Here is a 26,873-nt window from a genome sequence, read left to right on the forward strand (position 1 = left end):
AAAGCAAAGGAAGAGTTATGATGAAATTGATAATCGGGCTAGGAAATCCTGGCAAAACATATGCCGGAACACGGCACAATATCGGATTTGAAGTGATTGATTTTCTGGCGGACAAATGGAATGCCCCTTTGACGCAATCAAAATTCAAAGGGATGTACTCTATCATCCATCGGCCTGAAGGCAAAGTCATGCTGTTAAAGCCGCTTACTTATATGAACCTTTCCGGAGAAGCGGTAGGAGCATTGATGGACTATTACGATATCGCACTTGAAGATATCGTTGTTGTTTATGACGATTTGGATTTGCCTACAGGGCAGCTTCGGCTTCGGCAAAAAGGCAGTGCTGGCGGCCACAACGGCATCAAATCACTTATCCAACACTTGGGCAGCCAAGAGTTCAACCGAGTGCGTTTTGGCATCGACCGCCCGCCAACGGGAATGAAAGTGCCGGATTATGTACTATCGCGGTTTTCGAAAGAAGAAGCTCCGGAAGTGGCGGAAGCGGTCAAAAAAAGTGCGGAAGCTTGCGAATATTGGCTTTCCAAGCCATTTATAGATGTTATGACTAAGTTTAACGGAGCATAAACTCGCTTTGGCGCAAATAGCGTTCAGAGCTTTTTTCTGTTTCTCGATTTTTAAACTATAATTTCCCAAGCAGTATCTACATGTTGTCTAGCGGAATATTGACTATATGCCATACTAAATTTCTTTTTATTTGTCTGAGATTCACAATGGTCGGCAAGAGGTATATCTCTTAATATACGAAGCAAAGTTTTACTTTTAGACGGAGAGGAGGAATCTTCATGGAACACATTTTACAAGCGTTTTCAGAGGATTCTCATACAAAACGATTTATCTCAGATTTGAAAAAAGGGCAAGATCATCAGCTGATCTCCGGCCTTTCAGGCAGTGCCCGGTCGATTTTTTATCGAACGCTCTGGGATCAATTAGAAGAGCCTTTATTGATTGTGACACCGAATTTGCTGCATGCGCAGCGCGTCTACGATGATTTAATCAAATTAATGGGTGAAGACGACGTCCGTTTATATCCAGCAGATGAACTAATAGCGGCGGATGTTTCGTTTTCAGGGCCAGAACTTCGGGCCCACCGTATCGATACGCTTGACCATATGAAGAATATTGGAAAAGGTGTTTACGTGACACCGGTTGCCGGCATGCGGAAACTTTTGCCTTCAAAAGCGCAATGGGGCATTTCTACCCTGCATACGGCTGAAGGAGAAGAACTGGATACAGAACAATGGCTTGCAAAACTGGTGGCAATGGGTTATTCGCGGACGCCAATGGTTACAACTCCCGGGGAATTCGCCTTGCGGGGAGGCATTCTCGATATTTATCCATTAAATTTTGAACATCCTGCCCGTATTGAATTGTTTGATACCGAAGTAGATTCTATCCGCTTGTTTTCGGCGGAAGATCAACGATCGCTTGAAAAATTGCGTTCATTGCGTATCTTGCCTGCAAGTGAGCTTGTGTTATCAACGCTTCAGCAGCGAAAACTGGCGGATCAGTTGGAAGACCAATTAGCTCATACGCTGAAGAAGATAAAAGCGACTGACACAAAAGAAGCCCTGCTTATGCACATCCAATACGATATTGATATGCTGCGACAAGGAAACGTACCGGATGGCGTGGCAAAATACGCGGCTTTGGTTGAAGAGCAATCAGCCTTTTTAGGGGATTATTTTCCTGAAAGCGGATTTGTCTTTTTTGATGAACTGGGACGCATCCAAGAAATGACCGAAACATTGGAACGGGAAGAAGGCGACTGGATCGTCTCGCTATTGGAAGAAGGCAAGTTTCTTCACGATGTCCATTTGGCGTATACGTTCCGTGAAGTGCTTTCTCGTTTAAAGCAGAAAAAGAACTTTTTGTCGCTTTTTGTCCGGACTTTCCCGCTGGTTTCGGTGAAGAAATCTGTGGCCTTTTCAAGCAAGCCGATGCAATCGTTCCATGGCCAAATACATTTATTAAAAGCGGAAATCGAGCGTTGGGAGCTCGCAAAGTTCCGCGTCTTTATCGTGGCGCAAGGCGAAGAACGACTGAAAAAAGTGCGTTCTGTACTTGAAGATTATGGCATGGAAGCAGAAATTGTAGATGCATCTGCCGAATTGCAAGGCGGCAACGTTTATTTGATCGACGGAGATTTAGCAAACGGTTTTGAAATGCCGCTTCAGCGTTTTGCGGTTCTTACGGATTCCGAGCTTTTCACAAAACAAGCGAAGAAAAAATCGCGCCCGCAAAAAATGACGAATGCAGAGCGCATCAAGAGTTATTCCGAAATCAAACCTGGCGATTACATCGTCCATGTTCATCACGGCATTGGGCGTTATGTCGGGATTGAAACGCTTGAAATCGGGGGCGTTCATAAAGACTATTTGCATATTGTCTATAAAGCGGACGATAAGTTGTTTGTGCCGGTCGACCAAATTGATTTGATTCAAAAATACATCGCATCTGAGGAAAAAGAGCCGAAACTGCATAAAATGGGTGGAGCGGAATGGCAAAAGACACGCAAGAAAGTATCTGCTGCCGTTCAGGATATCGCGGATGATTTGATCAAGCTATACGCGGAACGTGAAGCGCAAAAAGGTTATGCATTTTCTGAAGAACAAGACATGCAGCGTCAGTTTGAAGCGGAATTTCCGTATGAAGAAACAACTGATCAGTTGCGATCGATTGCGGAAGTAAAGCGGGACATGGAAAAAGAACGTCCGATGGACCGCTTGATTTGCGGCGATGTTGGTTATGGAAAGACAGAAGTGGCGATCCGTGCCGCTTTTAAAGCAGTACTCGACGGCAAGCAAGTGGCCTTTTTGGTTCCTACGACGATTCTTGCCCAACAGCACTTTGAGACGATGAGTGAGCGTTTTAAGGATTATCCGATCGAAGTCGGCTTGATGAGCCGTTTCCGTTCGAAAAAGCAGCAGACAGAGACGGTCAAAGGGTTGAAAAACGGCTCGGTGGATATCGTGATCGGTACGCATCGTATTTTATCGAAAGACATGGTCTATAAAGATCTGGGCTTGCTCATTATTGATGAAGAACAGCGTTTCGGCGTTACCCATAAAGAAAAGATCAAACAGATGAAGACAAATGTCGATGTTTTGACGCTGACAGCTACGCCGATTCCGCGAACACTCCACATGTCAATGATTGGTGTACGCGATTTGTCGGTTATCGAAACACCGCCTGAGAACCGCTTCCCGGTGCAGAGCTATGTGATGGAATATAACGGCACGCTCGTGCGCGAAGCGATTGAACGGGAAATGGCGCGCGGTGGGCAAGTGTTTTTCTTGTACAACCGGGTAGATGATATGACGCGGAAAGTGGAAGAAATTCAGGCATTGGTGCCGGAAGCGCGAGTTGGCCATGCGCACGGGCAGATGTCAGAGCGGGAGCTGGAATCGGTCATTTTGAGTTTTCTTGACGGTGACTACGACGTACTCGTGACAACGACAATTATCGAAACGGGCATTGATATTCCAAACGTTAATACATTGATTATCCACAATGCCGACCGGATGGGATTGTCCCAGCTTTATCAGCTGCGCGGACGTGTCGGGCGGTCGAGCCGGGTGGCCTATGCCTATTTCATGTATCAGCGTGACAAAGTACTGACGGATGTAGCGGAAAAACGCTTGATGGCCATTAAGGAATTTACCGAGCTCGGTTCCGGTTTTAAAATAGCCATGCGTGATTTGACGATTCGTGGAGCCGGCAATTTGCTCGGTTCACAGCAGCACGGGTTTATTGACTCGGTCGGCTTTGATCTGTATTCGCAAATGTTAAAAGAAGCAGTCGAAGAACGGCAAACGGGGATCAAGAAAGAAGAGATTCCGGAAATCGAGATTTCCTTGGATATCGACGCTTATATTCCAGACACCTATATCGGTGACGGCTACCAGAAAATCCAGATGTACAAACGCGTAAAAGGCATTGAATCGGCAGAAGAAGTGGACGAACTGCAAGAGGAGCTAATTGATCGTTTTAGCGATATGCCGCTTGAAACCGATCGCCTCCTGCGTATTGCCCGCATGAAAGTCTGGGCACGCATGGTAGGAGTAGAGTCGATCAAGCAAAACGGCAAAATCATCTCAATTCGCTTGAGTGATAAAGGAACAGCAACGGTTAATGGCGGAAAATTAGTAGAAGACTCTGCCAAATATGGCCGGGCTGTAGGATTCAGCATGTCTGGCCAGCAGCTCGTCATGACGATCGATGAAAACAAGACCACCAAACACCATCCGTTCGATGTACTTGAAGGCATGATGCAATTGCTTCCAGAATCGCTGCGGGAAGAAAGGTCGATTAGTTAATTTTCAATGGAATGAGTGGATCCGGTGAACAATGAAGGAACAATGAAATCGTTTATGAAAGGCGCCGTCCTTCTGACGCTGGCGAGCTTGATGGTCAAGCTTCTCAGCGCGGTGTACCGGGTACCTTTTCAGAATATGGTAGGGGATCAAGGGTTTTACATTTACCAGCAGGTCTATCCATTTATCGGCATTTTCAGCATCTGGACTTCATACGGCTTTGCGGTAGCGGTATCGAAAGTAATGGCCGACCATGAAGCGCATCACTACAGTGCCATTTTACGCACCGCTTTTAGCTGCATCGCTGCTATTTCCATGTTGTTTTTTGCATTGCTGTTTTTTGGTTCAGATATTCTGGCTAACTGGATGGGAGACGAGAAGCTCGGCGGTCTGCTCAAAGTCAGCGCCTTTGCAATTCTTCTCATGCCCCCGCTGGCCATATTGAAAGGCTATTTCCAGTCGCATAACCGGATGGAACCGGTCGCGTACGCGCAAGTTTGGGATCAAGCTGTCCGAGTATCCATCATCCTGCTGGGTACGTGGCTTCTCCTTTCAAATGGCGCTTCTCTCTATACTGCAGGGCAAATGGCCATATTTGGAACGGTTGCGGGCGGCATAGCAGGACTCTTGTTGCTGCTTTGGCATTTTCGGAAAAGTTCTGCTGCCTTGCCAAAGGCTGTTCCGCTTCAAAAGGGTCCGATTTTGAAGAAACTTATGGCTATCAGCCTTAGTGTCAGCATGAGTGCGCTTATTTTATTGCTCTTTCAGCTGGTCGATTCGTTTACGGTCTTTCGCTTATTGACAGAAAGCGGCGTTGAACGAATGGCGGCCATGGAACAAAAGGGCGTGTACGATCGAGGTCAGCCGCTTGTCCAATTCGGATTGTTGATTGCGACTTCGTTGGCGCTGGCTATCGTTCCGCTTATTGCTCATATGTTCAAGAAGAAAAGTGGACGCTCTGCTAACCTATACGCACAATTAGCGTTTCGTACGTCATTCTTGTTCGCTTTTGCGGCAGCGGTTGGATTGACATGTGTTATGCCATATGTCAATGAAGCGCTGTTCCAAACACGTGAAGAATCGTTCACGCTTATTATTTTCAGTTGGCAAATTGTTTGGATGTCGTTGCTGCTTGTTATGAATGCTATGCTTCAAGGTCTTGGAAAAGCAAAAATGCCAGCGCTTTTGTTGACTGGCGGCATTTTGGTCAAAATTGCCTGTAATTGGCTGCTTATACCGGTGTGGGGAGTTACCGGAGCAGCAGTGGCCGGAAATATAGCACTCGGATTTATCGTGGCTGGCTTGTTTTTGTATTTTAAGAAAGTCTGGCCGCTGCGTTTTGCGCCGGTCCGCTATTATGGCTGGCTTTTTGTCGCAGGGTCCGCCATGTCGGGAATTGTAATCCTTTGGGCATTATTGTCGGACTGGGTGTTATTTGACGGGTTGCCGAGCCGATGGGCAGCCTTGTTTACAACCTTCACGGCAGTACCGCTTGGAGCCATCATCTTTTTGCTCATCATCGCAAAAAGCCGCATCATTACAGAAAAAGAATGGTACATCATTCCATTCGGCCGCAAATTGGCTGGTCTCCAATTAGCAATAAATTCTAGAAGAAAAAGGTGATTACCTATGAATACCATTCACATCATCGGTCTTGGGGCAGGGGATCTAGACCAATTGCCGCTTGGCGTTTATAAAAATTTGAAAAAAGCGGAGAGGCTTTATGTTCGGACCGCAGAACATCCAGTACTGGTGGAACTGGCCCAAGAAGGCGTAACGTTTTCCAGCTTTGACGCTGTTTATGAAAAACACGATACGTTTGAACCGGTTTATGCGGAAATTGCGGAAACGCTCATCAAGTTGGCGCAGGAAGAAGAAATCTTTTATGCGGTGCCAGGGCATCCGCTTGTAGCCGAACAAACGGTTCAAAATTTGATTGCAGCCGAAAATAACAACAAGTGCCGCTTGAGCATTGAAGGCGGACACAGTTTTTTGGATGCCTTGTTCGGCGCATTGCGCATTGATCCGATTGAAGGATTTCAATTGGTTGACGGCACGGAAATGAAAAGCGATCAATTGAATATGACGCAGCATATTTTAATTGCTCAAGTGTATGACTCATTTAGCGCGTCTGAAGCCAAACTAACATTGATGCAAAAATACCCGGACGATTATCCAGTGACGATTGTCACCGCGGCAGGTTCAGCAGCGGAATCACTGCGCACCGTACCGCTTTATGAACTTGACCGAATTACGGAAGTAAATAATTTAACGACGGTCTACGTGCCGCCGGCGAAAGATCGTATGCAGCGTTTGAGAGAATGGCAAACATTCCGGGACATTGTAGCTGTCCTGAGAAGTCCGGAAGGATGCCCATGGGATCGCGAACAGACGCATGAATCCCTAAGCCCATATTTGATCGAAGAAGCGCATGAGCTTCTGCAGGCAATTAGGGAAGAAGACGACGAAGCGGTGGCTGAAGAACTCGGCGATGTACTGCTGCAAATTTTCCTGCATGCCCAAATTGGTCACGACAGTGGCTATTTCCAGCTTGAAGATGTGTTGGAAACGGTCAGCGCAAAAATGATTCGCCGGCACCCTCATGTTTTCGGAGATGTTGAAGTTTCCGGATCTGATGATGTACTTGCCAACTGGCAAGCAATCAAAGCCGAGGAAAAACCGGTATCTGCTTCATTGCTGGAGGGCCAGGAACGCTTTAGCTCCTCGCTTATGACATCTTACAATTACCAGAAAAAAGCGGCGAAAGTCGGTTTTAGCTGGCCCGATGCCGAAGGTGCTTGGGAGAAATTCCAGGAAGAGCTGCAGGAGTTCCAGGCAGAAGTGGCGAAAGGTTCAAAAGACCGTCAATTAGATGAACTCGGGGACTTGTTGTTTACGTTGGTCAACATTGCCCGGTTCTTCGACTTGTCGCCGGAAGAAGCGATGCTTCAGGCGAACCAAAAATTCCAGCAGCGCTTCAGCCATGTGGAGAAGCGGGTGAACGAAGGAACCGGCGACTTCAGCGACTATACGCTGGAGCAGCTTGATGGATTTTGGAATGAAGCCAAACTTATGGCACGAAAGGGAGAGGAAGAATGAGACTCGATAAATTCTTGAAAGTTTCGCGCTTGATCAAGCGCCGGACATTAGCAAAAGAAGTGGCCGACCAAGGGCGCATAACTGTCAACGGCAATAAAGCAAAAGCAAGTTCAACTATCAAAGTTAATGATGAACTGCAAATCCGCTTTGGCCAAAAAGTGGTGACAGCAAGGGTTGAACTGTTGAAAGAAAACGCGAAAAAAGAAGAAACCGCCAATATGTATGCCATCTTAAAAGAAGAGAAACTTGAAAAAGTTGAACCGCAATTTATTGATGACGAAGCGTAAGCGTATAGTCAAAAAAAGCTGTCGAGAAATTCTCGACAGCTTTTTTTACTTATTAATTAGCCAATAACGCTACCAATAAGGCTTTTTGTGCATGCAAGCGATTCTCGGCTTCCTGGAAAATCACAGAATGGGGACCTTCTAATACGCCTGTGGTCACTTCTTCTTCACGGTGGGCAGGCAAGCAGTGCATGAAAATATAATTTGGATTTGCGTGCTTGACCAGTTCCTCATTCACTTGGAAGTTTTTGAAATGCTCCAAGCGTTCGAGGGCTTCTTGTTCTTGGCCCATGCTGGCCCAAACATCGGTGTAAATAACATCAGCCCCCATGACTGCTTCCACAGGATCAACCGTTACCTGGATCTTAGCGCCGGTTTCTTTGGCAAATTCGTTAGCTAGAGCTACCATTTCTGGTTTCGGGGCATAACCGGCTGGTGCTGCAACGGTGATGTCCATTCCAACTTTCGCCGCGCCAATCATCAGGGAGTTTGCCATATTGTTTCCATCACCGATATACGCCATTTTCTTGCCTTGCAACAGGCCAAAATGTTCCTGGATGGTCAACAGGTCCGCAAGCACTTGGCATGGATGGAAGTCATCGGTAAGACCGTTAATAACAGGAACAGAGCTGTTATCCGCCAGTTCCTGAACCGTAGCTTGTTCAAACGTACGGATCATAATGCCATCCAAGTAGCCGGATAATACGCGTGCCGTATCAGCGATTGTTTCCCCACGGCCCATTTGGATATCACGCGTGCTCAAATACATCGCATGCCCTCCAAGCTGGAGCATGCCGGCTTCAAACGAGACACGCGTGCGTGTTGACGATTTTTCAAAAATCATGCCCAGCACCTTGTTTTGCAGCAAAGGCTTATGTTTGTTTTCCGGCTTTTTTAACTCTGCAGCAAGCGCTAGGAGATCCAATATTTCTTGTGAACTGTAATCTTTCAATGACAGCAAGTGTTTTTGGCTGATTTTTGGGGTGATCGTTGAAGCTATTGTCATTTTGCAAGCACTCCTTTGGTTAGGCCATGCAGGGCATGGACGTAGTTTTCAAAAGCATTAACCGTTTCTTGGCGAGTCCATACATGAAGGCGCTGAATAGCGGCAAGAGACGCTTGCTCTTTATCCGGGTCAGGTGTCAGATCGATATAAGCTGTTTTTGAATCGGTTTTCAGCCATTTTGCAAACGGCATGGAAGCTTCTGTACAGAAGGTAAACCCACGTTCTTGCCAAATGGTTTTATCGATAAAGACCAATGACGGTTCGGTGATGAAAATAGTCCCGCCTGCCTCAAGATCAGCCAATTGCTGAGAAGCGCCTTTTAATGCTTTTTGCATGGCTACAGAGGCATTGCTATCGGAACCGATCACTTCCCCCGTCGACATCATCTCAGGAGATAAAATCGGCGATAGGCCTGGAAGTTTAATATGTGAGAAAACTGGTGCTTTAACGGTGAAGTTCGGCTGTCCGTTATACAACTTTTCAATTTCAAGCTCTTGAAAAGAAGCGCCGAGCATCAAGGCGGTGGCCAGTTGGACGAGCGGAACATCCGTTACTTTGGAGCTGATCGGTACGGTCCTTGATGCCCGTGGATTTATTTCCATGACATACAATTGCTCCTGCTCGTAAACGAACTGAATATTGAACAAGCCTTTAAAGTCCATATTCTTGGCGATATGACGAGCGGTGTCAGACAGTGTATCCAACGCTTCGGGTGACAAAGAAACCGGCGGCGTAATGGAAATGCTGTCGCCCGAATGAACACCAGTGCCCTCAATGTGCTCAAAGATTGCGGAAACCCAGACATTTTCGCCGTCCGATAAAATATCCGCTTCCACTTCTTTTCCAGTAATGAAATGATCCACCAACACCGGGAAAATCAGATCCGTCTTTTTTAGCCATTTTGTGAGCTCTTGTTCATTGTGCAGAACAGTCATGCCTTTACCGCCGATCACATAGGACGGGCGAAGCAGCACTGGATAGCCGAGCTTCTCTGCGTATACCGGTACTTCCGCTGCATCGTTTGCTGTAAAACTTGGTATAGACGGCAAACCGATCGACTCGAGAAACGCATAAAAGCGGTCGCGGTCTTCCATTTGATCTAAAATATCTACCGCAGATCCAAGAATGGTGATGCCCGCTTCTTCCAATTCCGCTGCTACATTAAGCGAAGTTTGGCCACCGAATTGAACAATTACTTGAGTGATGCCCTCAAAATCAAGGACGTTCAAAATGTCTTCTGCCGTCATCGGTTCAAAATACAGTGCATCCGCCACTTCATAATCGGTACTGACCGTTTCAGGATTATTGTTAATCATGACTGCTTCGTAACCGAGATTTTGCAATGCTAAAACGCTATGGACACAACAATAATCAAATTCGATTCCTTGACCAATGCGAATCGGTCCAGAGCCGATGACTGCGACTTTCTTTCGATTCCCGGAACGCTCATCGGAAGAGCCGTTCCATGTCGAATAGAAATAATTTGTCAGTGAGCGGAATTCTGCTGCGCACGTATCAATGACCCGGTAAGCTGGAAGCAAGCTCCAGGATTTGCGCTGCCCCCAAATTTCAGAAGGGGAAATGCTCCAGGCTTTTGCCAATTGTTGGTCACTGAAACCAAGCGCTTTTGCTTTAAGCAACCGCTCAGGTGTCATGCTGCTCCAAGTCAGCGCCTGCAAATTCTGCCATTCATCAACAATGCGTTTCAGAACAAATAAGAAATACGGTGTAATGGCCGTTAAATTATGCAGATCGTTTGTGCTTTTGCCGCGAAGCAGTAACTCGAATAAAACAAAGAGCCGGCGGTCATCCGCTTCGATAGCCATCTGCTCTAATGTATTTGTCGGGAGGTTGCTTAACGCAGGTAGCCGGAACCCATCGAGTGGAATATCCAGCGAACGAATCGCTTTTTGGAACGCTGCTTCCATGCTGCGTTCAATTGCCATTACTTCGCCGGTCGCCTTCATTTGTGTACCGAGCTTGCGATTGGCGTTTTGGAACTGATCGAATGGCCAACGCGGGATTTTAACTACTGCATAGTCCAATGCAGGTTCAAAGCTTGCGAATGTTGTGCCGGTTACCGGGTTTTTCAATTCGGCAAGACTATAACCAACTGCCAGCTTTGCAGCAATCTTGGCAATTGGATAACCGGTCGCTTTAGATGCAAGGGCTGAAGAACGGCTGACCCGCGGATTAACTTCGATCAAATAATAAGCGGATGTTTCGGGATGCAAAGCGAATTGAACGTTGCAAGCGCCGATAATTCCTAAAGCTTTAATAATGTTAATAGAAGAAGTGCGCAGCATATGGTATTCCCGGTCTGTCATGGTTTGACTCGGGGCGACGACAATCGAATCGCCGGTATGGATACCGACAGGATCCATATTTTCCATGTTGCAAACGGTAATGCAAGTACCGTTTGCATCACGCATCACTTCGTATTCAATTTCTTTATAGCCAGCGATGCTTTTCTCAACAAGGCATTGGTGGATTGGACTGGCGCTAAGTCCTTGTGTGACAAGAGATATGTACGTCTCTTCATCTTGGGCAATGCCGCCTCCAAAACCGCCTAGCGTATAAGCGGGGCGGACGATAAGCGGATAGCCAATTTGCGCGGCAAATTCCAAAGCACTCTCTATAGAGTAGACAATATCGCTGCTTGGCACCGGTTCGCCGAGCTTGTTCATTAATGCACGGAACTGTTCACGGTCTTCTGCTTGTTTAATAGAAGCGATATTAGTACCGAGAAGTGCAACTCCGTATTTTGCTAGAGTGCCGGCATCAGATAGAGCCATTGCTAAATTCAAACCGGTCTGGCCGCCAACAGTCGCAAGCAAGCCGTCTGGGCGCTCGGCTTCGATAATAGCGGCTACGTTCTCAACGGTCAGCGGTTCGAAATATACTTTGTCGGAAACGGTTTTGTCTGTCATGATGGTGGCGGGATTATTATTGACCAGCACAACGTGCAGTCCTTCTTCTTTCAAAGCTCTGCAAGCTTGCGTACCGGAGTAATCGAATTCAGCGGCTTGGCCAATGACGATGGCGCCTGAACCGATCACCAGTACTTTTTTAATGCCTTGATGTTTAGGCATGAATTTTCACCTTCTTTTTCTGTTGGATCGTTGAAATAAATTGGTCGAACAGTTCGAGATGTTCTGCCGGACCGGGCGCTGCTTCCGGATGAAACTGCACAGTTGTCACTGGCAGCGATGGATGGTAAAGACCTTCAACGCTGCCATCGTTAACATTTGTATATAGAACAGAGAGTGGCGTTTGTTCAAGGCTTGATTCATCTACTACGTAACTATGGTTTTGGGAACTCATGCTGACTCGGCCCGTTTTGATATTCGTGACCGGATGGTTGGCTCCTCGATGGCCGTAGGGCAATTTAGCTGTATTCGCTCCAAAAGCGGAAGCCAGCACTTGGTGCCCTAGGCAAATGCCAAACGATGGATAACGCTCAGCCCAATCGCGGTAAACGGAAAAGAAGGCTTTGAGAGCGGCTGGATCTCCCGGGCCATTCGAGAACAGTAAGCCATCCACTTGTAAGGCATCCAGTTTTCCGGTCGGAATTGTATAGGGCAAGATACTGACCTTGCAGTTTCGCTTCAGCAATTCCTCCAATATGGAAGACTTGTAATGAAAGTCGACTAAACCGATGTGCAGCTGGCCGTCTCCTAATTGTGTAATTTCTTGATCTTGTTGTTCAGCAGTGAAAAATTGGGTCTGAATAGGCTTCCAAACATCAGGGAGCGGTTCATCAGGACTCAAATGCGATTGCATTGTACCGGCTTCGCGTACGTTTTGGATAATAGAACGCGTATCAACACCACTTAATATTGGAACGCCGGCTCCTTCAGCGAATGATGCAAGCGTCATAGCACCTTTTTCAATCGGCCCTTCGTATAACTCTGCGACGATAATGCCAGCAGCTTGAATTTTTTTCGATTGAATATGTTTGGTTTGAACTCCATATTGGCCAATCAACGGATATGAAAAGACGATAATCTGGCTTTTGTAAGACGGATCAGTCACTACCTCTTCATAGCCAGTCATGCCGGTATAAAATACAACTTCACCTTGAATCTCTTTTGCATCGCCATGCCATTCGCCTTTAAACGATTGGCCATTCGAAAGCGTCAGTACACCTGTCATCTCATCAGCTCCATTCATTTTATTCATCTAAAATGCATATTTATAAATTCGTAATTTCTAGAAAACAGTATTATATTAATAAAACAAACGGCTTTCTTGTAGTAATAGTATTATAAAACTGCATAAAAATTAAGTCAATAGTATTTTTATTAATGCATATGAATAAAATAAAAATCATCTTTCTAGACTACTGGCGGAAAAAATAGTAAAACATGCAAAAAAAACTTATAAAAATGCACCTTTTCATGTATAATGGCATCAAAGTCAGTCGGAAGGGGGGAACAAGTCGTGGGTTTGAAGAAAGACACAAAAGCGGAAGGTCGCGAAGTTACTTCAATTCGCAATGACTATGTCCGCTCAATCGAACGCCAAGAGCAGCGCCAACAAGCGCATAAAGTCCGGTTGTTCAGACGGCTGTCGGTTTTTGGATTGTTTGTTTTATTAGCGAGCATTTGGATCGGATCGACACTTCATGCTCAATCGCAAACTCTTTCTGAAAAAGAGCAGCTGCATAAAGAAGCGCTGATCGCCCTTCAGGGAGTAGAACAAGAGCAGGAGAAATTAAAAGAACAAATTGTTTTATTGAATGATGAAGAATATTTGGCGAAATTAGCCCGTAAAGAATACTTTTTATCAGAAGATGGAGAAATTATTTTTACGATTCCAAAAACAGAAGAAAAAGCCGAGGAAAAAGAGTAGTCAGTTGACACTCTTTTTTTCATGGTTATAATTGAAAGTGGGAAGAGTCCCGTTTATAACGTTTATATGACATTGGTAATAGAGTCATCTTAATTTTTAAGGAGGAGCATTTTTTTTATGTCGATTGAAGTAGGTAGCAAGTTAGAAGGAAAAGTTACAGGTATTACAAATTTCGGAGCGTTCGTCCAGCTTCCGACTGGTGCAACTGGCCTCGTGCATATTAGTGAAGTCGCTGACAACTATGTCAAAGACATTAATGATCACCTTAAAGTTGGCGAAATGGTTGAAGTTAAAGTAATGAACGTGGAAGCTGACGGCAAAATCGGCCTTTCTATCCGCAAAGCAAAACCACAGCCAGAAGGTGCTGCAGCGCCAACTGCTCGTCCACAACGTCCACGTCCAAGTAGCAACCGTTCATTCGAGCGTGCGCCAAAAGAGAACTTTGAAACGAAAATGGCGAAATTCTTGAAAGACAGCGAAGAAAATATTTCGACTTTAAAACGTGCTACAGAATCTAAACGCGGCGGCCGTGGTGCAAGAAGAGGTTAACTTGCTAGCTGTTTTAATGGCATAGGAAAATGCTTCGATACAGCTGAACAAATTTAAATTAGAACGCTTCTCACCAGGGAAGCGTTTTTTTTATCAAAAAATTTGTTGGGAGCGTGATGATAATGGAAAAAAAACAAGTGCTTGAAGCTTATAAGGAGTACGAGATTTATTTGGCATCGCTGCAAACGGCGATTCAAGATGAGAAAGTCGCCCATACACCATGCACCGAGGGGAAATGGTCGGTTGCCCAAATTGTCAGGCACCTTGCTGAATGGGATCGTTTTGTCCGGGAAGAACGCTTGCCGCATATGAAAGAAGGCGCAAGCCTCGAAGGCTTTGAAGATGTGGATGAATTTAACCGGCAGGCTGTAGAGGGTGTTGAAGAAATGAAGTTTCCTGAAATTTTAGTTCATGCCCAAAAAGAACGGGCTCTGCTGCGCCAAGCCATTGAAAGAATGGATGAGGCTAGTTGGCATGCACGCTTTACTGCGGGCGGCAAGGAAACATCTCCGGCGGAATATTTTGGCGGAATGCTTGAGCATGACCAGCATCACATTGAGGAAATCAATTCTTTTTTAACATAAAAAAAGCAGCGTCCTTAAAAGGAACACTGCTTTAAAGCGATATTAGGATGGCGGCAGAGGGGATCGAACCCCCGACCTTACGGGTATGAACCGTACGCTCTAGCCAGCTGAGCTACGCCGCCTTGTTCAAGCGAACTTTAATAGTGTACTATATGATCAAGAAATGTGTCAACGGAATTTTGAAAAGTTTTTGCTAGGGGTATGTTCGCATGAATAGAAATGCGGATTTTTAGAGGTGAAAAAATGAAAAGTTTTCAAGAAAAAGTGTACCGCCATCTTGCTAAGCATCAACTGCTTGTTCCGGGAGATCATGTGCTGGTTGGCTGTTCAGGAGGCATCGACTCAGTTGTGCTGTTGCATTTTTTAATGTCTCGCCAAGCCGCTCTTGATATTTCTGTGACAGCAGTCCATGTCAATCATATGCTTCGAGAGGAAGAATCGCTCGCAGATCGTGTTTTTACTGAACAGCTTTGCGCAGAATGGAGAGTGCCCTGCTTTAGCCGCGATGTTCCGATTCCGGAAATTTTGAAATCTGGAGGCGGCAATAAACAGCAAGTGTGCCGAGAAGAGCGCTATGCATATTTTTCTGAAGTAATGGAACAGACAGGAGCGACCAAGTTTGCAACTGCCCACCATGCGGATGATCAGCTTGAAACGATTTTAATGGCAGGAGTTAAAGGCACACTTCAATCTGGCTCTTTTGGCATGCCAACGAACCGCCGATTTGGCGATGGTCGGTTGGTCCGTCCGCTGCTTGCAGTGACAAAAGCCGAGATTATCAGCTATGCTCATGAGTTTGGCCTTTCCTACCGGGAAGATCCAAGTAACGGGCAACCAGATTACACAAGAAATCGCATCCGTCAGACAGTAGTACCGTTATTAAAACATGAAAATAGCGGGGTATCTGCTCATTTTGTAGAGCTTGCAGAAACAATGCAGGAAGATCAGCGATTTCTAATGGAATTGGCCAAAGAAAAAATGCAGCAATTGATTGAGCAAGAAGAAGGCGGCTTTTCCATATCGGTTGACAAATTCAGACAAGAGGCACTTGCTTTACAAAAAAGACTGGTTCTACTACTATTAAACTATCTATATAATGAGAAGCGAGTGGCTATTACGAAGCAGCTTGCCGAACAAGTGCGAGTGATGATGCACAGTTCAGCGGGCACGGCTTTTTTGCACTTGCCGCAAAATTGTATGATGATTCGCCAATATGACCGGATGTATTTCAGCTGGCAGCCGATTGGCGAAGCGGCAGTAAAAGATTCTTTCATCATTACAGACGACTGGTGTTCAGAAGTGAACGGCTTTCGTTACAAAGCAGTGCCGCTCAAAGAAGCAAAGAAGCAGGATGATGCGGTTTTTTGGTATTTTTCTGCTCCGGATGAAGTTGTGTTGACGGTGAGGAACCGAAAGCCAGGTGACCGAATCCATCTCTCGGGAATGATAGGGACAAAAAAAGTGGCCCGTCTAATGATTGACGAGAAAGTCCCGGTTTCTTTCAGGGACAAGTGGCCGGTTATTGAAACAACGTGCGGGGAAATTTTGCTCGTTCCTGGGATTCGCCCCTCCAAATTCATCAGCCGAACTGAGCGCATTGAAGATAACTGGGTATTGATCGAGCAACAGGTCAAGGCCGCAAAAAGCGGATTATAGGAGGTCCACCATGTTAGAGAAAGACATTGAAGAGGTATTAATCTCTGAAGAAAGCCTACAAGCTAAAGCGCGGGAGCTTGGAGAAGTGTTAGCACGCGATTATAAAGACAAATATCCATTGGCTATTGGTGTATTAAAAGGCGCAATGCCATTTATGGGCGACTTGATGAAGCGCATGGATAGCTATGTAGAAATGGATTTTATGGACGTATCAAGTTACGGCAATGCAACTGTCTCTTCAGGCGAAGTTAAAATTGTCAAAGACTTAAATACGAGCGTTGAAGGGCGTGACCTTCTCATCATTGAAGACATCATCGACAGCGGATTGACGCTTAGCTACCTGGTGGATTTGTTCAAATACCGAAAAGCGAATTCGATTAAAATCGTCACATTGCTTGATAAGCCTTCCGGCCGCAAAGTGGATTTAAAAGCAGATTATATCGGCTTTGAAGTTCCAGATGCATTTGTTGTTGGATATGGATTGGATTATGCTGAGAAATACCGCAATTTGCCTTATATCGGCATTCTTAAGCCTTCTGTTTACAGCGGTGAACAAGAATAGACAAAAGACGTTCACAGTCTCTTAATTTAGCCTGATGAATAAAGGCTTTTCGTTGTACGCTCAAATGTTACTGTGTTAGTATTTAGTATAGTTTTAAGGGAAATTTTGTGAGGAGGCTCGGGATGAACCGAATATTTCGATACACTATATTTTATCTGCTGATTTTCCTTGTTATTATCGGGATTTTGGGGACGTTTAACAGCAGCAACCAACCAACCGAAAATATAGGATACAATGAGTTCTTGACGGCTTTATCAAATGGTGACATCGAAGAAATCACCATTCAGCCAAACCAAATGGTTTATGAAGTAACAGGGAGTATGACTGGCAATACTGAGGAAACATTTGTCACGAATATTCCGATGGAAAATGAAGCCCTATTAAATGAAATTGACGCGGCTGCAGCTGGAAATGTTAAAGTTGACTATTTAGCAGCTCCACAGACAAGCGGCTGGGTTCAGTTCTTCACTGGGATCATTCCATTCATTATCATTTTCATCCTCTTCTTCTTCTTGCTTAACCAATCACAAGGCGGCGGTGGCGGTCGTGTGATGAACTTTGGTAAAAGTAAAGCGAAGCTGTATGATGACCAGAAACACAAAGTCCGCTTCCCGGATGTGGCGGGAGCAGACGAAGAAAAACAAGAACTTGTTGAAGTTGTTGATTTCTTGAAAGATCCCCGCAGATTTGCCGATATCGGCGCCCGCATTCCAAAAGGGATTTTGCTTGTCGGACCTCCGGGTACTGGTAAAACTCTTTTAGCCCGCGCAGTTGCAGGAGAAGCAGGCGTTCCTTTCTTCTCAATCAGTGGTTCCGATTTTGTTGAAATGTTTGTCGGAGTCGGGGCATCCCGAGTTCGTGACTTGTTTGAAAATGCCAAGAAAAATTCTCCGTGTATTATTTTCATTGATGAAATTGATGCAGTTGGACGCCAACGTGGTGCAGGTCTTGGCGGCGGACATGATGAACGTGAACAGACGCTCAACCAGTTATTGGTTGAAATGGATGGTTTCGGCGCGAACGAAGGAATCATTATCATTGCAGCAACTAACCGTCCAGATATTTTAGACCCGGCTCTTCTTCGCCCAGGACGTTTTGACCGTCAAATTACAGTTGGCCGTCCGGATGTTAAAGGCCGTGAAGAAGTATTGAAAGTGCATGCACGCAATAAGCCGCTTGATGAATCAGTAGATATGAAAGCAATTGCTCAACGTACACCTGGTTTCTCTGGTGCTGATTTAGAAAACTTATTGAACGAAGCAGCACTGGTCGCTGCTCGCCGCAGCAAGTTGAAAATTGATATGTCCGACATCGACGAAGCAACAGACCGTGTTATTGCTGGTCCTGCTAAAAAGAATCGGGTCATTTCTAAAAAAGAACGCAATATCGTGGCTTTCCACGAATCTGGCCATACTGTTGTCGGCTTAATGCTCGACGATGCTGATATCGTCCATAAGGTAACGATTGTTCCTCGTGGGCAAGCTGGAGGCTATGCAGTAATGCTTCCAAGAGAAGACCGTTACTTCATGACCAAGCCGGAATTGCTAGATAAAATTGCTGGATTGCTCGGTGGTCGCGTCGCGGAAGATATTACATTTGGTGAAGTTTCTACTGGCGCCCATAATGATTTCCAACGTGCAACGGCTATTGCCCGCAGCATGGTGACGGAGTACGGAATGAGCGACAAGATCGGACCTCTGCAATTTGGTCAAGGACAAGGCGGAAACGTCTTCTTGGGCCGTGATTTCAATTCCGATCAAAACTATTCGGATGCAATTGCATTTGAAATTGACCAGGAAATTCAGCGTATCATCAAAGAGCAGTATATTCGCACAAAAGAAATCTTGACGAAAAACAAAGAGCTTCTTGAACTGATTGCGACAACCCTCCTTGATGTTGAAACGTTGGATGCTGCACAGATTCTTCACTTGAAAGAACATGGCACGCTTCCTGAACGTTCTTATGAAGCATTGAATGGCGAATTTGAAGACAAAACCGTTGACTTGAATAAAGATCCGGTTAACCCTGACATAACAGGTGCTCCGAGCGATCCTTCTTCTGGAGACTTGCCTAAAGAAGGCCAGCCAACTGGAACAAGAGGATCGATTCAAGAAAACCGTAAATAAGTAACTGCATCGGCTGATTGTCTATTCCTATTAATTAGGGAGGCAATCAGCCTTTTTTCTTTTCCTGAAGTTATGGTATGATGTGGTGGAAAATTGTCGGTAAATGAGGTTGGATTATGATTTTAGTGTTGGATGTAGGAAATACCAATATTGTCCTAGGGGTTTTTGACAGGGGCCAGTTGATGCATCATTGGCGGATGGAAACGCTTCGCCATAAAACTGAAGATGAATACGGTGTGCATATTAAGGCATTTTTGAATGACGTAGATTTGGTAGTTTCTGATATTGCCGGCATTATCATGTCTTCTGTTGTTCCCCCCATCATGTTCTCGCTTGAAAAAATGTGCCAGAAGTATTTCTATATAAAACCATTGATTGTTGGACCTGGAGTGAAAACCGGTTTAAATATCAAATATGATAATCCGCGTGAAGTCGGAGCGGACCGGATCGTTAATGCAGTAGCGGCTATTCAGGATTACGGATCTCCGTTGATCATTGTGGATTTCGGAACGGCAACTACGTATTGTTATATAGATGAAAAGCAGCAATACATGGGCGGTGCAATTGCACCGGGAATTGCTATTTCAACTGAAGCTCTATATAACCGCGCATCAAAATTGCCGCGCATCGAAATTGCCCGTCCGGACAATGTGGTTGGCAAAAATACGGTAGCTGCTATGCAAGCCGGGATTGTCTATGGCTATGTAGGCCAGGCAGAAGGCATCGTATCTCGCATGAAAGCGCAGAGTAAAAAAACGCCGACTGTGGTTGCAACCGGAGGCCTTGCTTCTTTAATTGCTAAAGAGTCGGATATAATTGACAAAGTCGATCCTTTTTTAACTTTGAAAGGGCTATACTATATATACAAACGCAACCAAGCGTAATGAAAGGAAAGATAGGTATGGGAGATTACTTAGTTCGCGGCCTTGGCTTTAATGGCAGTGTTCGCGCATTTGCAGTGGACACCACACAAACAGTTGGCGAAGCACAGCGCCGCCATATGATGTGGCCAACTGCTTCTGCTGCTTTGGGGCGTGCCATGACTGGAGGCGTTATGCTGGGGGCCATGTTGAAGGGCGACAACAAAGTAACGATTAAAATCGAGGGTGGTGGCCCGATTGGAGCCATTTTGGTTGATAGCGATGCAAAGGGTGGTGTACGAGGATACGTCACCAATCCACAAACGCATTTCGATTTGAATGAAAGCGGCAAATTGGATGTTCGTCGTGCAGTTGGGATAGAAGGCATGCTATCAGTAGTCAAAGATTTAGGGCTTCGTGAAAATTTTACCGGGCAAACACCGATTGTGTCAGGTGAAGTTGCTGAAGATTTTACGTATTATTTTGCCGTATCGGAACAGGTTCCTTCATCCGTTGGCCTTGGCGTCTTAGTGGATACTGATAATGCTGTCTTAGCAGCAGGTGGATTTATCATTCAATTGATGCCAAATACAGACGAAGAAACAATTGAATTGATCGAAAAACAGTTGTCTCAAATTCAGCCTGTCTCAAAAATGATTCAACGGGGATTGTCTCCGGAAGAAGTGCTTGAGGAAGTGCTTGGAAAAGGGAATGTCCAAATTTTAGATAAAATGCCGGTGAGTTTTGAATGCAATTGTTCAAAAGAACGTTTTGCTAGTGGGATCTTGGGGCTTGGCCAACAAGAAATTCAAGCCATGATCGACCAAGACGGAATGGCTGAAGCTCAATGCCATTTTTGCTTGGAGACTTATCATTATTCCAAAGAGGAATTAGAAGCATTTATCAATGAGCTCCAATCTTAACAGAAATCGTCCACCATCTTCACCGGCAGATGGTGGGCGGTCTAAGAGGCGTTTGAAAACAAAACCGCTCCTTATTCTTTTATTGCTTCTATTTATCGGCAACTTGTTATGGTTTGTTGCTTGGCTGATTCCAAATCAACCTGGAGGTTCGGAAGAAGTAGCCTCTGTCGACGGCCAAGAAATTACACGTCAACAATGGATGGCAGCTATGGAAGAATTACATGGACGGGATACTTTGCTTCAGTTAGTCAATGAAAAAGTAATGGAAACAGCAGCTAAAGAGTACAAGATTGAAGTTAGCGACAAAGAAGTCGCTTTGGAACTCGCAATGCTGAGATCAGCGCAAGAAGGCGTCGATAAGACGATTTTTTCGGCAAATGAAGATCAGTTGCGCGATACTTTAAAGACTCAATTGATCTTGGAAAAAGTGCTGACAAAAGATATTGTTATCGAAGACGAAGCTGTTGAAAAATTCTATACAGAAAATCAGGCCCTTTATGACATTAAAGATGCTTACCGTACAAAGATAATCGTCGTTGACTCCATCGCGGAAGCGGATAAAGCAGTTTCTGAATTAGAAAATGGCACTTCTTTTGAAGCGCTTGCTAAGGAACGCTCTATTGATACCGCTACAGGCAGTTTAGGCGGCGATATTGGTTATATAACTGAAAGTCAGTCCGCTGTCGATCCTAACATAGCGAAAACGGTAGCTTCCGTTGCTGTCGACAGTTGGTCTAAGCCGCTGAAACTGACAGATGGTCGAATCGCTATTCTGTCAGTCACGGAAAAAGCGGAAGGCCAGACTTTTTCATATGATGACGTTAAAGAACACATTAGCCGCGAACTTGCGCTTGAACAATTGCCGCAGTCGGTCACTCCGGAAGCATTTTGGCGAGAATTTGATGCAACCTGGTTTTACGGTGAATAGTTGTTACAGAATGCGCTTCCCTACATGAAAGTGCATTTTTTTGATAGTTCATACAATTTGACACACTCTCCTAAAGCTTGATAGGATAAAGAAAGAATAATACCGATAAAATTAGTGGGGATTAGGAGTGTTGAATAATGACTCGTATTGGAAATTCAATTACTGAATTGATTGGACAAACACCTATCGTTAAATTAAATCGTCTTACAGGCGCTGAAGACGCAGATGTTTATCTGAAACTAGAATATTTTAATCCGGGAAGCAGCGTTAAAGACCGAATCGCATTAGCGATGATTGAAGGGGCCGAAAAATCCGGAGAGTTGAATGAAGGCGATACGATTATTGAGCCGACAAGCGGAAACACAGGCATCGGACTTGCAATGATTGCTGCTGCAAAAGGATATAAAACGGTTTTGGTAATGCCTGAAACTATGAGCATGGAGCGCCGCAATTTGTTGCGTGCCTACGGTGCAGAACTTATTCTGACGCCAGGCTCGGACGGTATGAATGGTCCGAATGGTGCGATTAAAACAGCAGAAAAATTAGCGGCTGAAAATGGCTGGTTTATGCCGCAGCAGTTTAATAATGAAGCAAACCCGGAAGTGCACCGTTTAACTACAGGTCCTGAAATTGTTGAAACGATGGGCGATCAATTAGATGCTTTTATTTCAGGAATCGGGACGGGTGGCACCATCACGGGAGCTGGACAAGTGCTCAGAGAAAACTACAAAGATATCTTAATTGTTGCAGTTGAACCTTCGGATTCTCCGGTACTATCGGGAGGAAAGCCTGGTCCCCATAAAATTCAGGGAATTGGCGCGGGATTTGTGCCGGCTGTTTTAGATACGAACATGTACGACGAAATTATTCAAGTAACAAACGACCAAGCCTACGAAACAGCTCGCCGTGCAGCGCGTGAAGAAGGTATTCTTGGCGGCGTTTCATCAGGAGCTGCAATCCATGCGGCCTTGCAAGTTGCAAAACGTCTCGGTACAGGCAAAAAAGTGTTGGCGATTATTCCGTCAAACGGAGAACGTTACTTAAGCACACCTCTTTACCAATTTGAAGAAAACAACTAAAGTTTTATGGAAGAGCATGCGATTGCATGCTCTTTTATTGTGGCGAAATTCAAGGTTTTCGCGTTAAGATGGAACAGATAAAAGACTAACCAATTCCCCGGAAAATACATAAACAGTAGCAGGCGGTGAAAGTAATGAACATAAATGCAAAAAATAAAACGTGGGTTATGGGTATATTAAATGTTACGCCTGATTCTTTTTCGGATGGCGGAAACTATACTGTTTTAGACCAAGCGCTGGCACATGCCAAACAAATGGTGGAAGACGGAGCGGATATTATCGACGTAGGAGGCGAATCAACACGACCGGGCCATACTCAAATATCGGTGGAAGAGGAAATTTCCCGTGTAGTGCCTGTAATAGAAGCGCTAGTAGAAGAATTGGATATATTGATTTCCATTGATACTTATAAAGCGGAAGTAGCTGAAGCCGCAGTTGCAGCTGGAGCGCACATCATTAACGATGTTTGGGGGGCAAAGTATGAACCGGCGATAGCGAAAGTTGCTGCTAAATTCAAAGTGCCAATCATCTTAATGCATAACCGTGACAAAGCATCATACTTGGACTTTTGGAAAGAAGTTCAGCATGATATGGAAGAAAGTGTGCGAATTGCATTGGATGCTGGTATAGAAAAAGATAAAATATGGCTTGATCCAGGTATCGGCTTTGGAAAAACCACTAGGCATAATATTGAAATGATGCAGCTGCTTGACCGGTTTGTCGGATTAGGTTATCCGGTTCTGCTTGGAACTTCCAGAAAGTCATTGATTGGCAAAGTGTTAAATGTTCCCGTCTCTGACCGGTTAGCGGGTTCTCTTGCTACGGTTTGCTACGGTGTTGAAAAGGGCTGTCAAATTGTTAGAGTCCACGATGTAAAAGAAACTGTCCAAGCAGTACGAATGATGGATGTTTTACTGGGCAAAACAAAATATGAGGAGATGGCATAATGGATGTTATTCATATAAATGATATGGAATTTTACGGATATCACGGCGTTTTTCCGGAAGAGACAAAGCTTGGGCAACGATTCCGCTTAACAGTTTCGCTTGCGGTTGATTTAAAGCGCGCAGGCGAAACCGATGAACTTGAACACACCGTCCACTACGGAGAGGTGTATGAAGCATGCCGTTCAATCGTCGAAGGAAGCCCGAAAAAGTTAGTAGAAGCAGTTGCTGAGGAAGTGGCAGCCAATATCCTCAACAGTTTTTCCTTAGTCAAGGGGATTCGTGTTCTGCTTATTAAACCAGACCCGCCGATTCCAGGCCATTATAAGTCGGTTGCGATTGAACTGACGCGGGGAGAATTCGCATGAACGACAGCTACCTCTCTCTTGGCTCCAACATGGGTGACCGGCTCGACATGCTTAAGCAAGCAGTTCGTTATCTAATGGAACTTCCTGCCATTGAAATTGCCGGAATTTCGTCTCTCTACGAAACAGATCCAGTCGGATTTACAGAACAAGCTCCGTTTTTAAATATGGTTGTTCACATTAAGACAACTTTAACTGCGTTCGAATTGTTAGACGTTTGCCAAAGCATTGAACAGCGGCTTGACCGTAAGCGAATTGTTCATTGGGGCCCGCGAACCATAGATCTTGATATTTTGCTTTATAATCAAGACACCATAGAAACGGAAAGGCTCCTTGTCCCACATCCGAGAATGCGGGAGCGGTCGTTTGTTCTTATTCCTTTACTGGAATTAAATCCACGTCTTGAAGGCTTTGGAAAGCCAGATTTGCAAGGCGTTCGTTTATGGAAAATGTACAGCGGGGTCGACGAGTTTGTACAAAAGAGTTGAAATAGCACCACTAACATTGAAAATAGAAGAGAGTAATACAAGAACGAAGGAAAGTATCGTTGTGGATGAAAAAACGTTTAAAATTGGCGGCATCATTATGAGCAGCTGACTGGACCGCAAGCCAATGGTTAAGATTGTGATTCAGTAAAGAATCAGTGGAGCGCAAGCTGTAAGTAACGCAGGTTAAACCTAAGAATCAAGCTGTCACAAATTCGTGGCAGCTTTTTTATGTAGAGATTGCAGAAATTGTGTACAATAGAGGAATACACGAACGAACGTGGCTTTCAAAGATAAAGGAGTGTAGGACATGTCAGAAGAGTTAAATGATCAAATAATAGTAAGGCGCCAAAAAATGCAGACGTTCCGCGATAATGGAATCGATCCTTTTGGTGCGCGTTTCGAACGTACTCATTTATCGGAAGATATTATCAACGAGTACAACGAACTATCAAAAGAAGAGCTTGAAGAAGCTCCGCGTGAAGTAGTAATTGCTGGCCGTATTATGACAAAGCGCGGAAAAGGGAAGGCAGGCTTTGCCCATCTTCAGGATCTAAAAGGAAGAATTCAAATCTATGTTCGCAAGGATGCGATTGGTGAAGAAGCCTATGCTTATTTCAATACCGCTGATCTTGGAGATATTGTCGGGGTAAAAGGAACGGTATTCAAAACCAACGTTGGGGAATTATCCGTTAAAGCAAAAGAAATCGAATACTTAACAAAATCATTGCGCCCGCTTCCTGAGAAGTTCCATGGTTTGAAAGATGTTGAACAACGCTACCGTCAAAGGTATCTGGATTTGATTACGAGTGATGCTAGTAAAGAAACATTCATCTTGCGTAGCCGTATCATTCAATCGATGCGCCGTTACTTGGATGGCGAAGGCTTTTTAGAGGTAGAAACACCAATGCTTCATTCGATTGCTGGAGGAGCAGCTGCACGCCCGTTTGTTACTCACCATAATGCCTTGGATATGGAACTTTATATTCGCATCGCGATTGAACTTCATCTGAAGCGTCTAATTGTCGGTGGCTTAGAGAAAGTCTATGAAATCGGCCGTGTTTTCCGTAACGAGGGAATTTCAACGCGCCATAATCCGGAATTTACAATGTTAGAATTATATGAAGCATATGCTGACTATAAAGACATCATGTCACTTACTGAAAACTTGATTGCTCATGTAGCTCAAGAAGTTCTTGGAACAACAACTGTTCAATATGGAGACGATGAAATCAACTTGGCTCCAGGCTGGAAGCGACTCCATATGGCTGATGCTGTAAAAGAATTTACAGGTGTAGATTTCTGGCAGCCATTAACAAAAGAAGAAGCCCAAAGCTTAGCTAAAGAACACAATGTGGAAATCAAATCTACTATGGAAACAGGTCACATTTTAAATGAGTTCTTTGAACAAAAGGTAGAAGAGCAACTAGTGCAACCTACGTTTGTATACGGTCACCCGGTTGAAATCTCTCCTTTAGCTAAGAAGAATCCAGAAGATGAACGCTTTACAGATCGCTTTGAATTATTTATTGTACGCCGTGAACATGCTAATGCATTCACAGAGTTAAATGATCCGATTGATCAGCGTGAGCGTTTCGAAGCGCAATTGCTTGAAAAAGCGGCTGGGAACGATGAAGCTCATGAAATGGACGATGACTTTATTGAAGCTTTAGAGTATGGAATGCCGCCAACAGGTGGATTGGGAATTGGTATTGATAGATTAATCATGCTCTTAACTAATTCTGCTTCTATTAGAGACGTCTTATTATTCCCTCAAATGCGTTCGCGTGACTAAAACTAAAAACGACTTAAAACTTAATGTTTTAAGTCGTTTTTTATATATGTAGAAGTAAAAAAGATTCAGGGTGTTTATTAAGACAGAATGATTGTTAAAGATATAAAAAAAGAAACAAAAACACATTGACATGGAAATAACAATGCTTTATTATAGTAAAGGTCGCCAAAGAGAAGTGCTAACCGCAACAAATAATATTGTTGACATTGTTCTTCCCTGAAAGTATACTAATAAAGTTGCTAATAAAGCGAAGTAGTTGCCGAAATTAAATTTGAAATTTATGATTGACAATGAAAAGTGAAAAAGGTAAACTAATAAAGTTGTCTCTGAAGGCAACGCTAAACACGAACCTTGAAAACTGAACAGCAAAACGTCAACAAACATTGTTGAGGCGTTCCGAACGCCGAAACAAATTTCTGCGATGGCCGCGCAAGCGGTCGG

The 26,873-nt window shown here is 44.6% G+C and carries 22 protein-coding genes and 1 tRNA gene; 19 read left to right on the forward strand and 4 right to left on the reverse strand.

Features of this window, described 5'->3' with window-relative positions:
• The first annotated feature begins 20 nt into the window (after positions 1-20).
• The 5 genes from pth to B0H99_RS16030 all read left to right on the forward strand — a co-directional run bounded on the left by pth (position 21) and on the right by B0H99_RS16030 (position 7,719).
• The gene (pth, locus tag B0H99_RS16010) at positions 21-584 is read left to right on the forward strand and encodes an aminoacyl-tRNA hydrolase (protein ID WP_106534692.1); all 564 of its coding nucleotides are present in this window, start codon (positions 21-23) and stop codon (positions 582-584) included.
• A 218-nt stretch (positions 585-802) separates the two neighbouring features.
• On the forward strand, positions 803-4,336 hold the full coding sequence (gene mfd / locus B0H99_RS16015; protein ID WP_106534693.1) for a transcription-repair coupling factor: 3,534 nt from the start codon (positions 803-805) through the stop codon (positions 4,334-4,336).
• A gap of 24 nt (positions 4,337-4,360) precedes the next feature.
• Positions 4,361-5,956, forward strand: a complete 1,596-nt coding sequence (locus B0H99_RS16020; protein WP_181313688.1) for a putative polysaccharide biosynthesis protein — start codon at positions 4,361-4,363, stop codon at positions 5,954-5,956.
• A gap of 6 nt (positions 5,957-5,962) precedes the next feature.
• Complete coding sequence (gene yabN, locus B0H99_RS16025) at positions 5,963-7,432, forward strand: bifunctional methyltransferase/pyrophosphohydrolase YabN (RefSeq protein WP_106534694.1); 1,470 nt, start codon at positions 5,963-5,965, stop codon at positions 7,430-7,432.
• Entirely contained in the window at positions 7,429-7,719 is a 291-nt protein-coding gene (locus B0H99_RS16030; protein WP_106534695.1) for an RNA-binding S4 domain-containing protein, read from the forward strand. The genes yabN and B0H99_RS16030 overlap by 4 nt, the downstream gene beginning before the upstream one ends.
• Before the next feature lie 52 nt (positions 7,720-7,771).
• Here B0H99_RS16030 and argF read toward each other — a convergent pair whose 3' ends face one another.
• From argF to B0H99_RS16045, 3 genes are read right to left on the reverse strand one after another with little or no spacing between them, the layout of a single operon-like run.
• A complete protein-coding gene (gene argF / locus B0H99_RS16035) occupies positions 7,772-8,722 on the reverse strand; it encodes an ornithine carbamoyltransferase (protein WP_106534696.1) in 951 nt (316 codons plus the stop codon).
• Positions 8,719-11,814, reverse strand: coding sequence for a carbamoyl-phosphate synthase (glutamine-hydrolyzing) large subunit (locus B0H99_RS16040; protein WP_106534697.1), 3,096 nt, complete (start codon positions 11,812-11,814; stop codon positions 8,719-8,721). Before B0H99_RS16040 ends, argF begins: the two co-directional genes overlap by 4 nt.
• A complete protein-coding gene (locus B0H99_RS16045) occupies positions 11,807-12,877 on the reverse strand; it encodes a carbamoyl phosphate synthase small subunit (RefSeq protein WP_106534698.1) in 1,071 nt (356 codons plus the stop codon). Before B0H99_RS16045 ends, B0H99_RS16040 begins: the two co-directional genes overlap by 8 nt.
• A gap of 288 nt (positions 12,878-13,165) precedes the next feature.
• On the opposite strand from B0H99_RS16045, the gene B0H99_RS16050 reads away from it, so the two are divergent.
• From B0H99_RS16050 to B0H99_RS16060, 3 genes are all read left to right on the forward strand, one after another.
• The gene (locus tag B0H99_RS16050) at positions 13,166-13,576 is read left to right on the forward strand and encodes an FtsB family cell division protein (protein ID WP_106534699.1); all 411 of its coding nucleotides are present in this window, start codon (positions 13,166-13,168) and stop codon (positions 13,574-13,576) included.
• A 117-nt stretch (positions 13,577-13,693) separates the two neighbouring features.
• Positions 13,694-14,125, forward strand: coding sequence for a S1 domain-containing RNA-binding protein (locus B0H99_RS16055; RefSeq protein ID WP_106534700.1), 432 nt, complete (start codon positions 13,694-13,696; stop codon positions 14,123-14,125).
• Positions 14,126-14,247: 122 nt separating this feature from the next.
• Positions 14,248-14,709 (forward strand): DinB family protein, encoded by a 462-nt coding sequence (locus tag B0H99_RS16060; protein WP_181313689.1) that lies wholly within the window; start codon positions 14,248-14,250, stop codon positions 14,707-14,709.
• Positions 14,710-14,757: 48 nt separating this feature from the next.
• Here the strand turns inward: B0H99_RS16060 and B0H99_RS16065 are convergent.
• Positions 14,758-14,831, reverse strand: a tRNA-Met gene (locus B0H99_RS16065).
• 121 nt (positions 14,832-14,952) lie between these two features.
• Between B0H99_RS16065 and tilS the strand changes: the two genes are divergently transcribed.
• The 11 genes from tilS (at position 14,953) to lysS (ending at position 26,432) form a co-directional block, all read left to right on the forward strand.
• A complete protein-coding gene (gene tilS, locus B0H99_RS16070) occupies positions 14,953-16,365 on the forward strand; it encodes a tRNA lysidine(34) synthetase TilS (protein ID WP_106534702.1) in 1,413 nt (470 codons plus the stop codon).
• A gap of 10 nt (positions 16,366-16,375) precedes the next feature.
• Positions 16,376-16,927 (forward strand): hypoxanthine phosphoribosyltransferase, encoded by a 552-nt coding sequence (gene hpt / locus B0H99_RS16075; protein WP_106534703.1) that lies wholly within the window; start codon positions 16,376-16,378, stop codon positions 16,925-16,927.
• Positions 16,928-17,049: 122 nt separating this feature from the next.
• Positions 17,050-19,053 carry an ATP-dependent zinc metalloprotease FtsH gene (ftsH, locus tag B0H99_RS16080; RefSeq protein WP_106534704.1) on the forward strand — a complete coding sequence of 668 codons (2,004 nt, stop codon included), beginning with the start codon at positions 17,050-17,052 and terminating at the stop codon, positions 19,051-19,053.
• Positions 19,054-19,169: 116 nt separating this feature from the next.
• Positions 19,170-19,937 (forward strand): type III pantothenate kinase, encoded by a 768-nt coding sequence (locus B0H99_RS16085; protein WP_106534705.1) that lies wholly within the window; start codon positions 19,170-19,172, stop codon positions 19,935-19,937.
• A 17-nt stretch (positions 19,938-19,954) separates the two neighbouring features.
• Positions 19,955-20,836, forward strand: coding sequence for an Hsp33 family molecular chaperone HslO (gene hslO, locus B0H99_RS16090; RefSeq protein ID WP_106534706.1), 882 nt, complete (start codon positions 19,955-19,957; stop codon positions 20,834-20,836).
• Positions 20,820-21,764 (forward strand): peptidyl-prolyl cis-trans isomerase, encoded by a 945-nt coding sequence (locus tag B0H99_RS16095; protein ID WP_106534707.1) that lies wholly within the window; start codon positions 20,820-20,822, stop codon positions 21,762-21,764. The genes hslO and B0H99_RS16095 overlap by 17 nt, the downstream gene beginning before the upstream one ends.
• Before the next feature lie 137 nt (positions 21,765-21,901).
• A complete protein-coding gene (gene cysK, locus B0H99_RS16100; RefSeq protein ID WP_106534708.1) occupies positions 21,902-22,843 on the forward strand; it encodes a cysteine synthase A in 942 nt (313 codons plus the stop codon).
• A 134-nt stretch (positions 22,844-22,977) separates the two neighbouring features.
• Positions 22,978-23,790 (forward strand): dihydropteroate synthase, encoded by an 813-nt coding sequence (folP, locus tag B0H99_RS16105; RefSeq protein WP_106534709.1) that lies wholly within the window; start codon positions 22,978-22,980, stop codon positions 23,788-23,790.
• Complete coding sequence (gene folB / locus B0H99_RS16110; protein WP_106534710.1) at positions 23,790-24,155, forward strand: dihydroneopterin aldolase; 366 nt, start codon at positions 23,790-23,792, stop codon at positions 24,153-24,155. The genes folP and folB overlap by 1 nt, the downstream gene beginning before the upstream one ends.
• Entirely contained in the window at positions 24,152-24,640 is a 489-nt protein-coding gene (gene folK, locus B0H99_RS16115) for a 2-amino-4-hydroxy-6-hydroxymethyldihydropteridine diphosphokinase (RefSeq protein WP_106534711.1), read from the forward strand. The genes folB and folK overlap by 4 nt, the downstream gene beginning before the upstream one ends.
• 307 nt (positions 24,641-24,947) lie before the next feature.
• Complete coding sequence (gene lysS / locus B0H99_RS16120) at positions 24,948-26,432, forward strand: lysine--tRNA ligase (protein ID WP_106534712.1); 1,485 nt, start codon at positions 24,948-24,950, stop codon at positions 26,430-26,432.
• Positions 26,433-26,873: the final 441 nt, after the last annotated feature.

It is taken from the genome of Planomicrobium soli (assembly GCF_003014655.1).
GTDB classification, from domain to species: Bacteria; Bacillota; Bacilli; order Bacillales_A; family Planococcaceae; genus Planococcus; species Planococcus soli_B.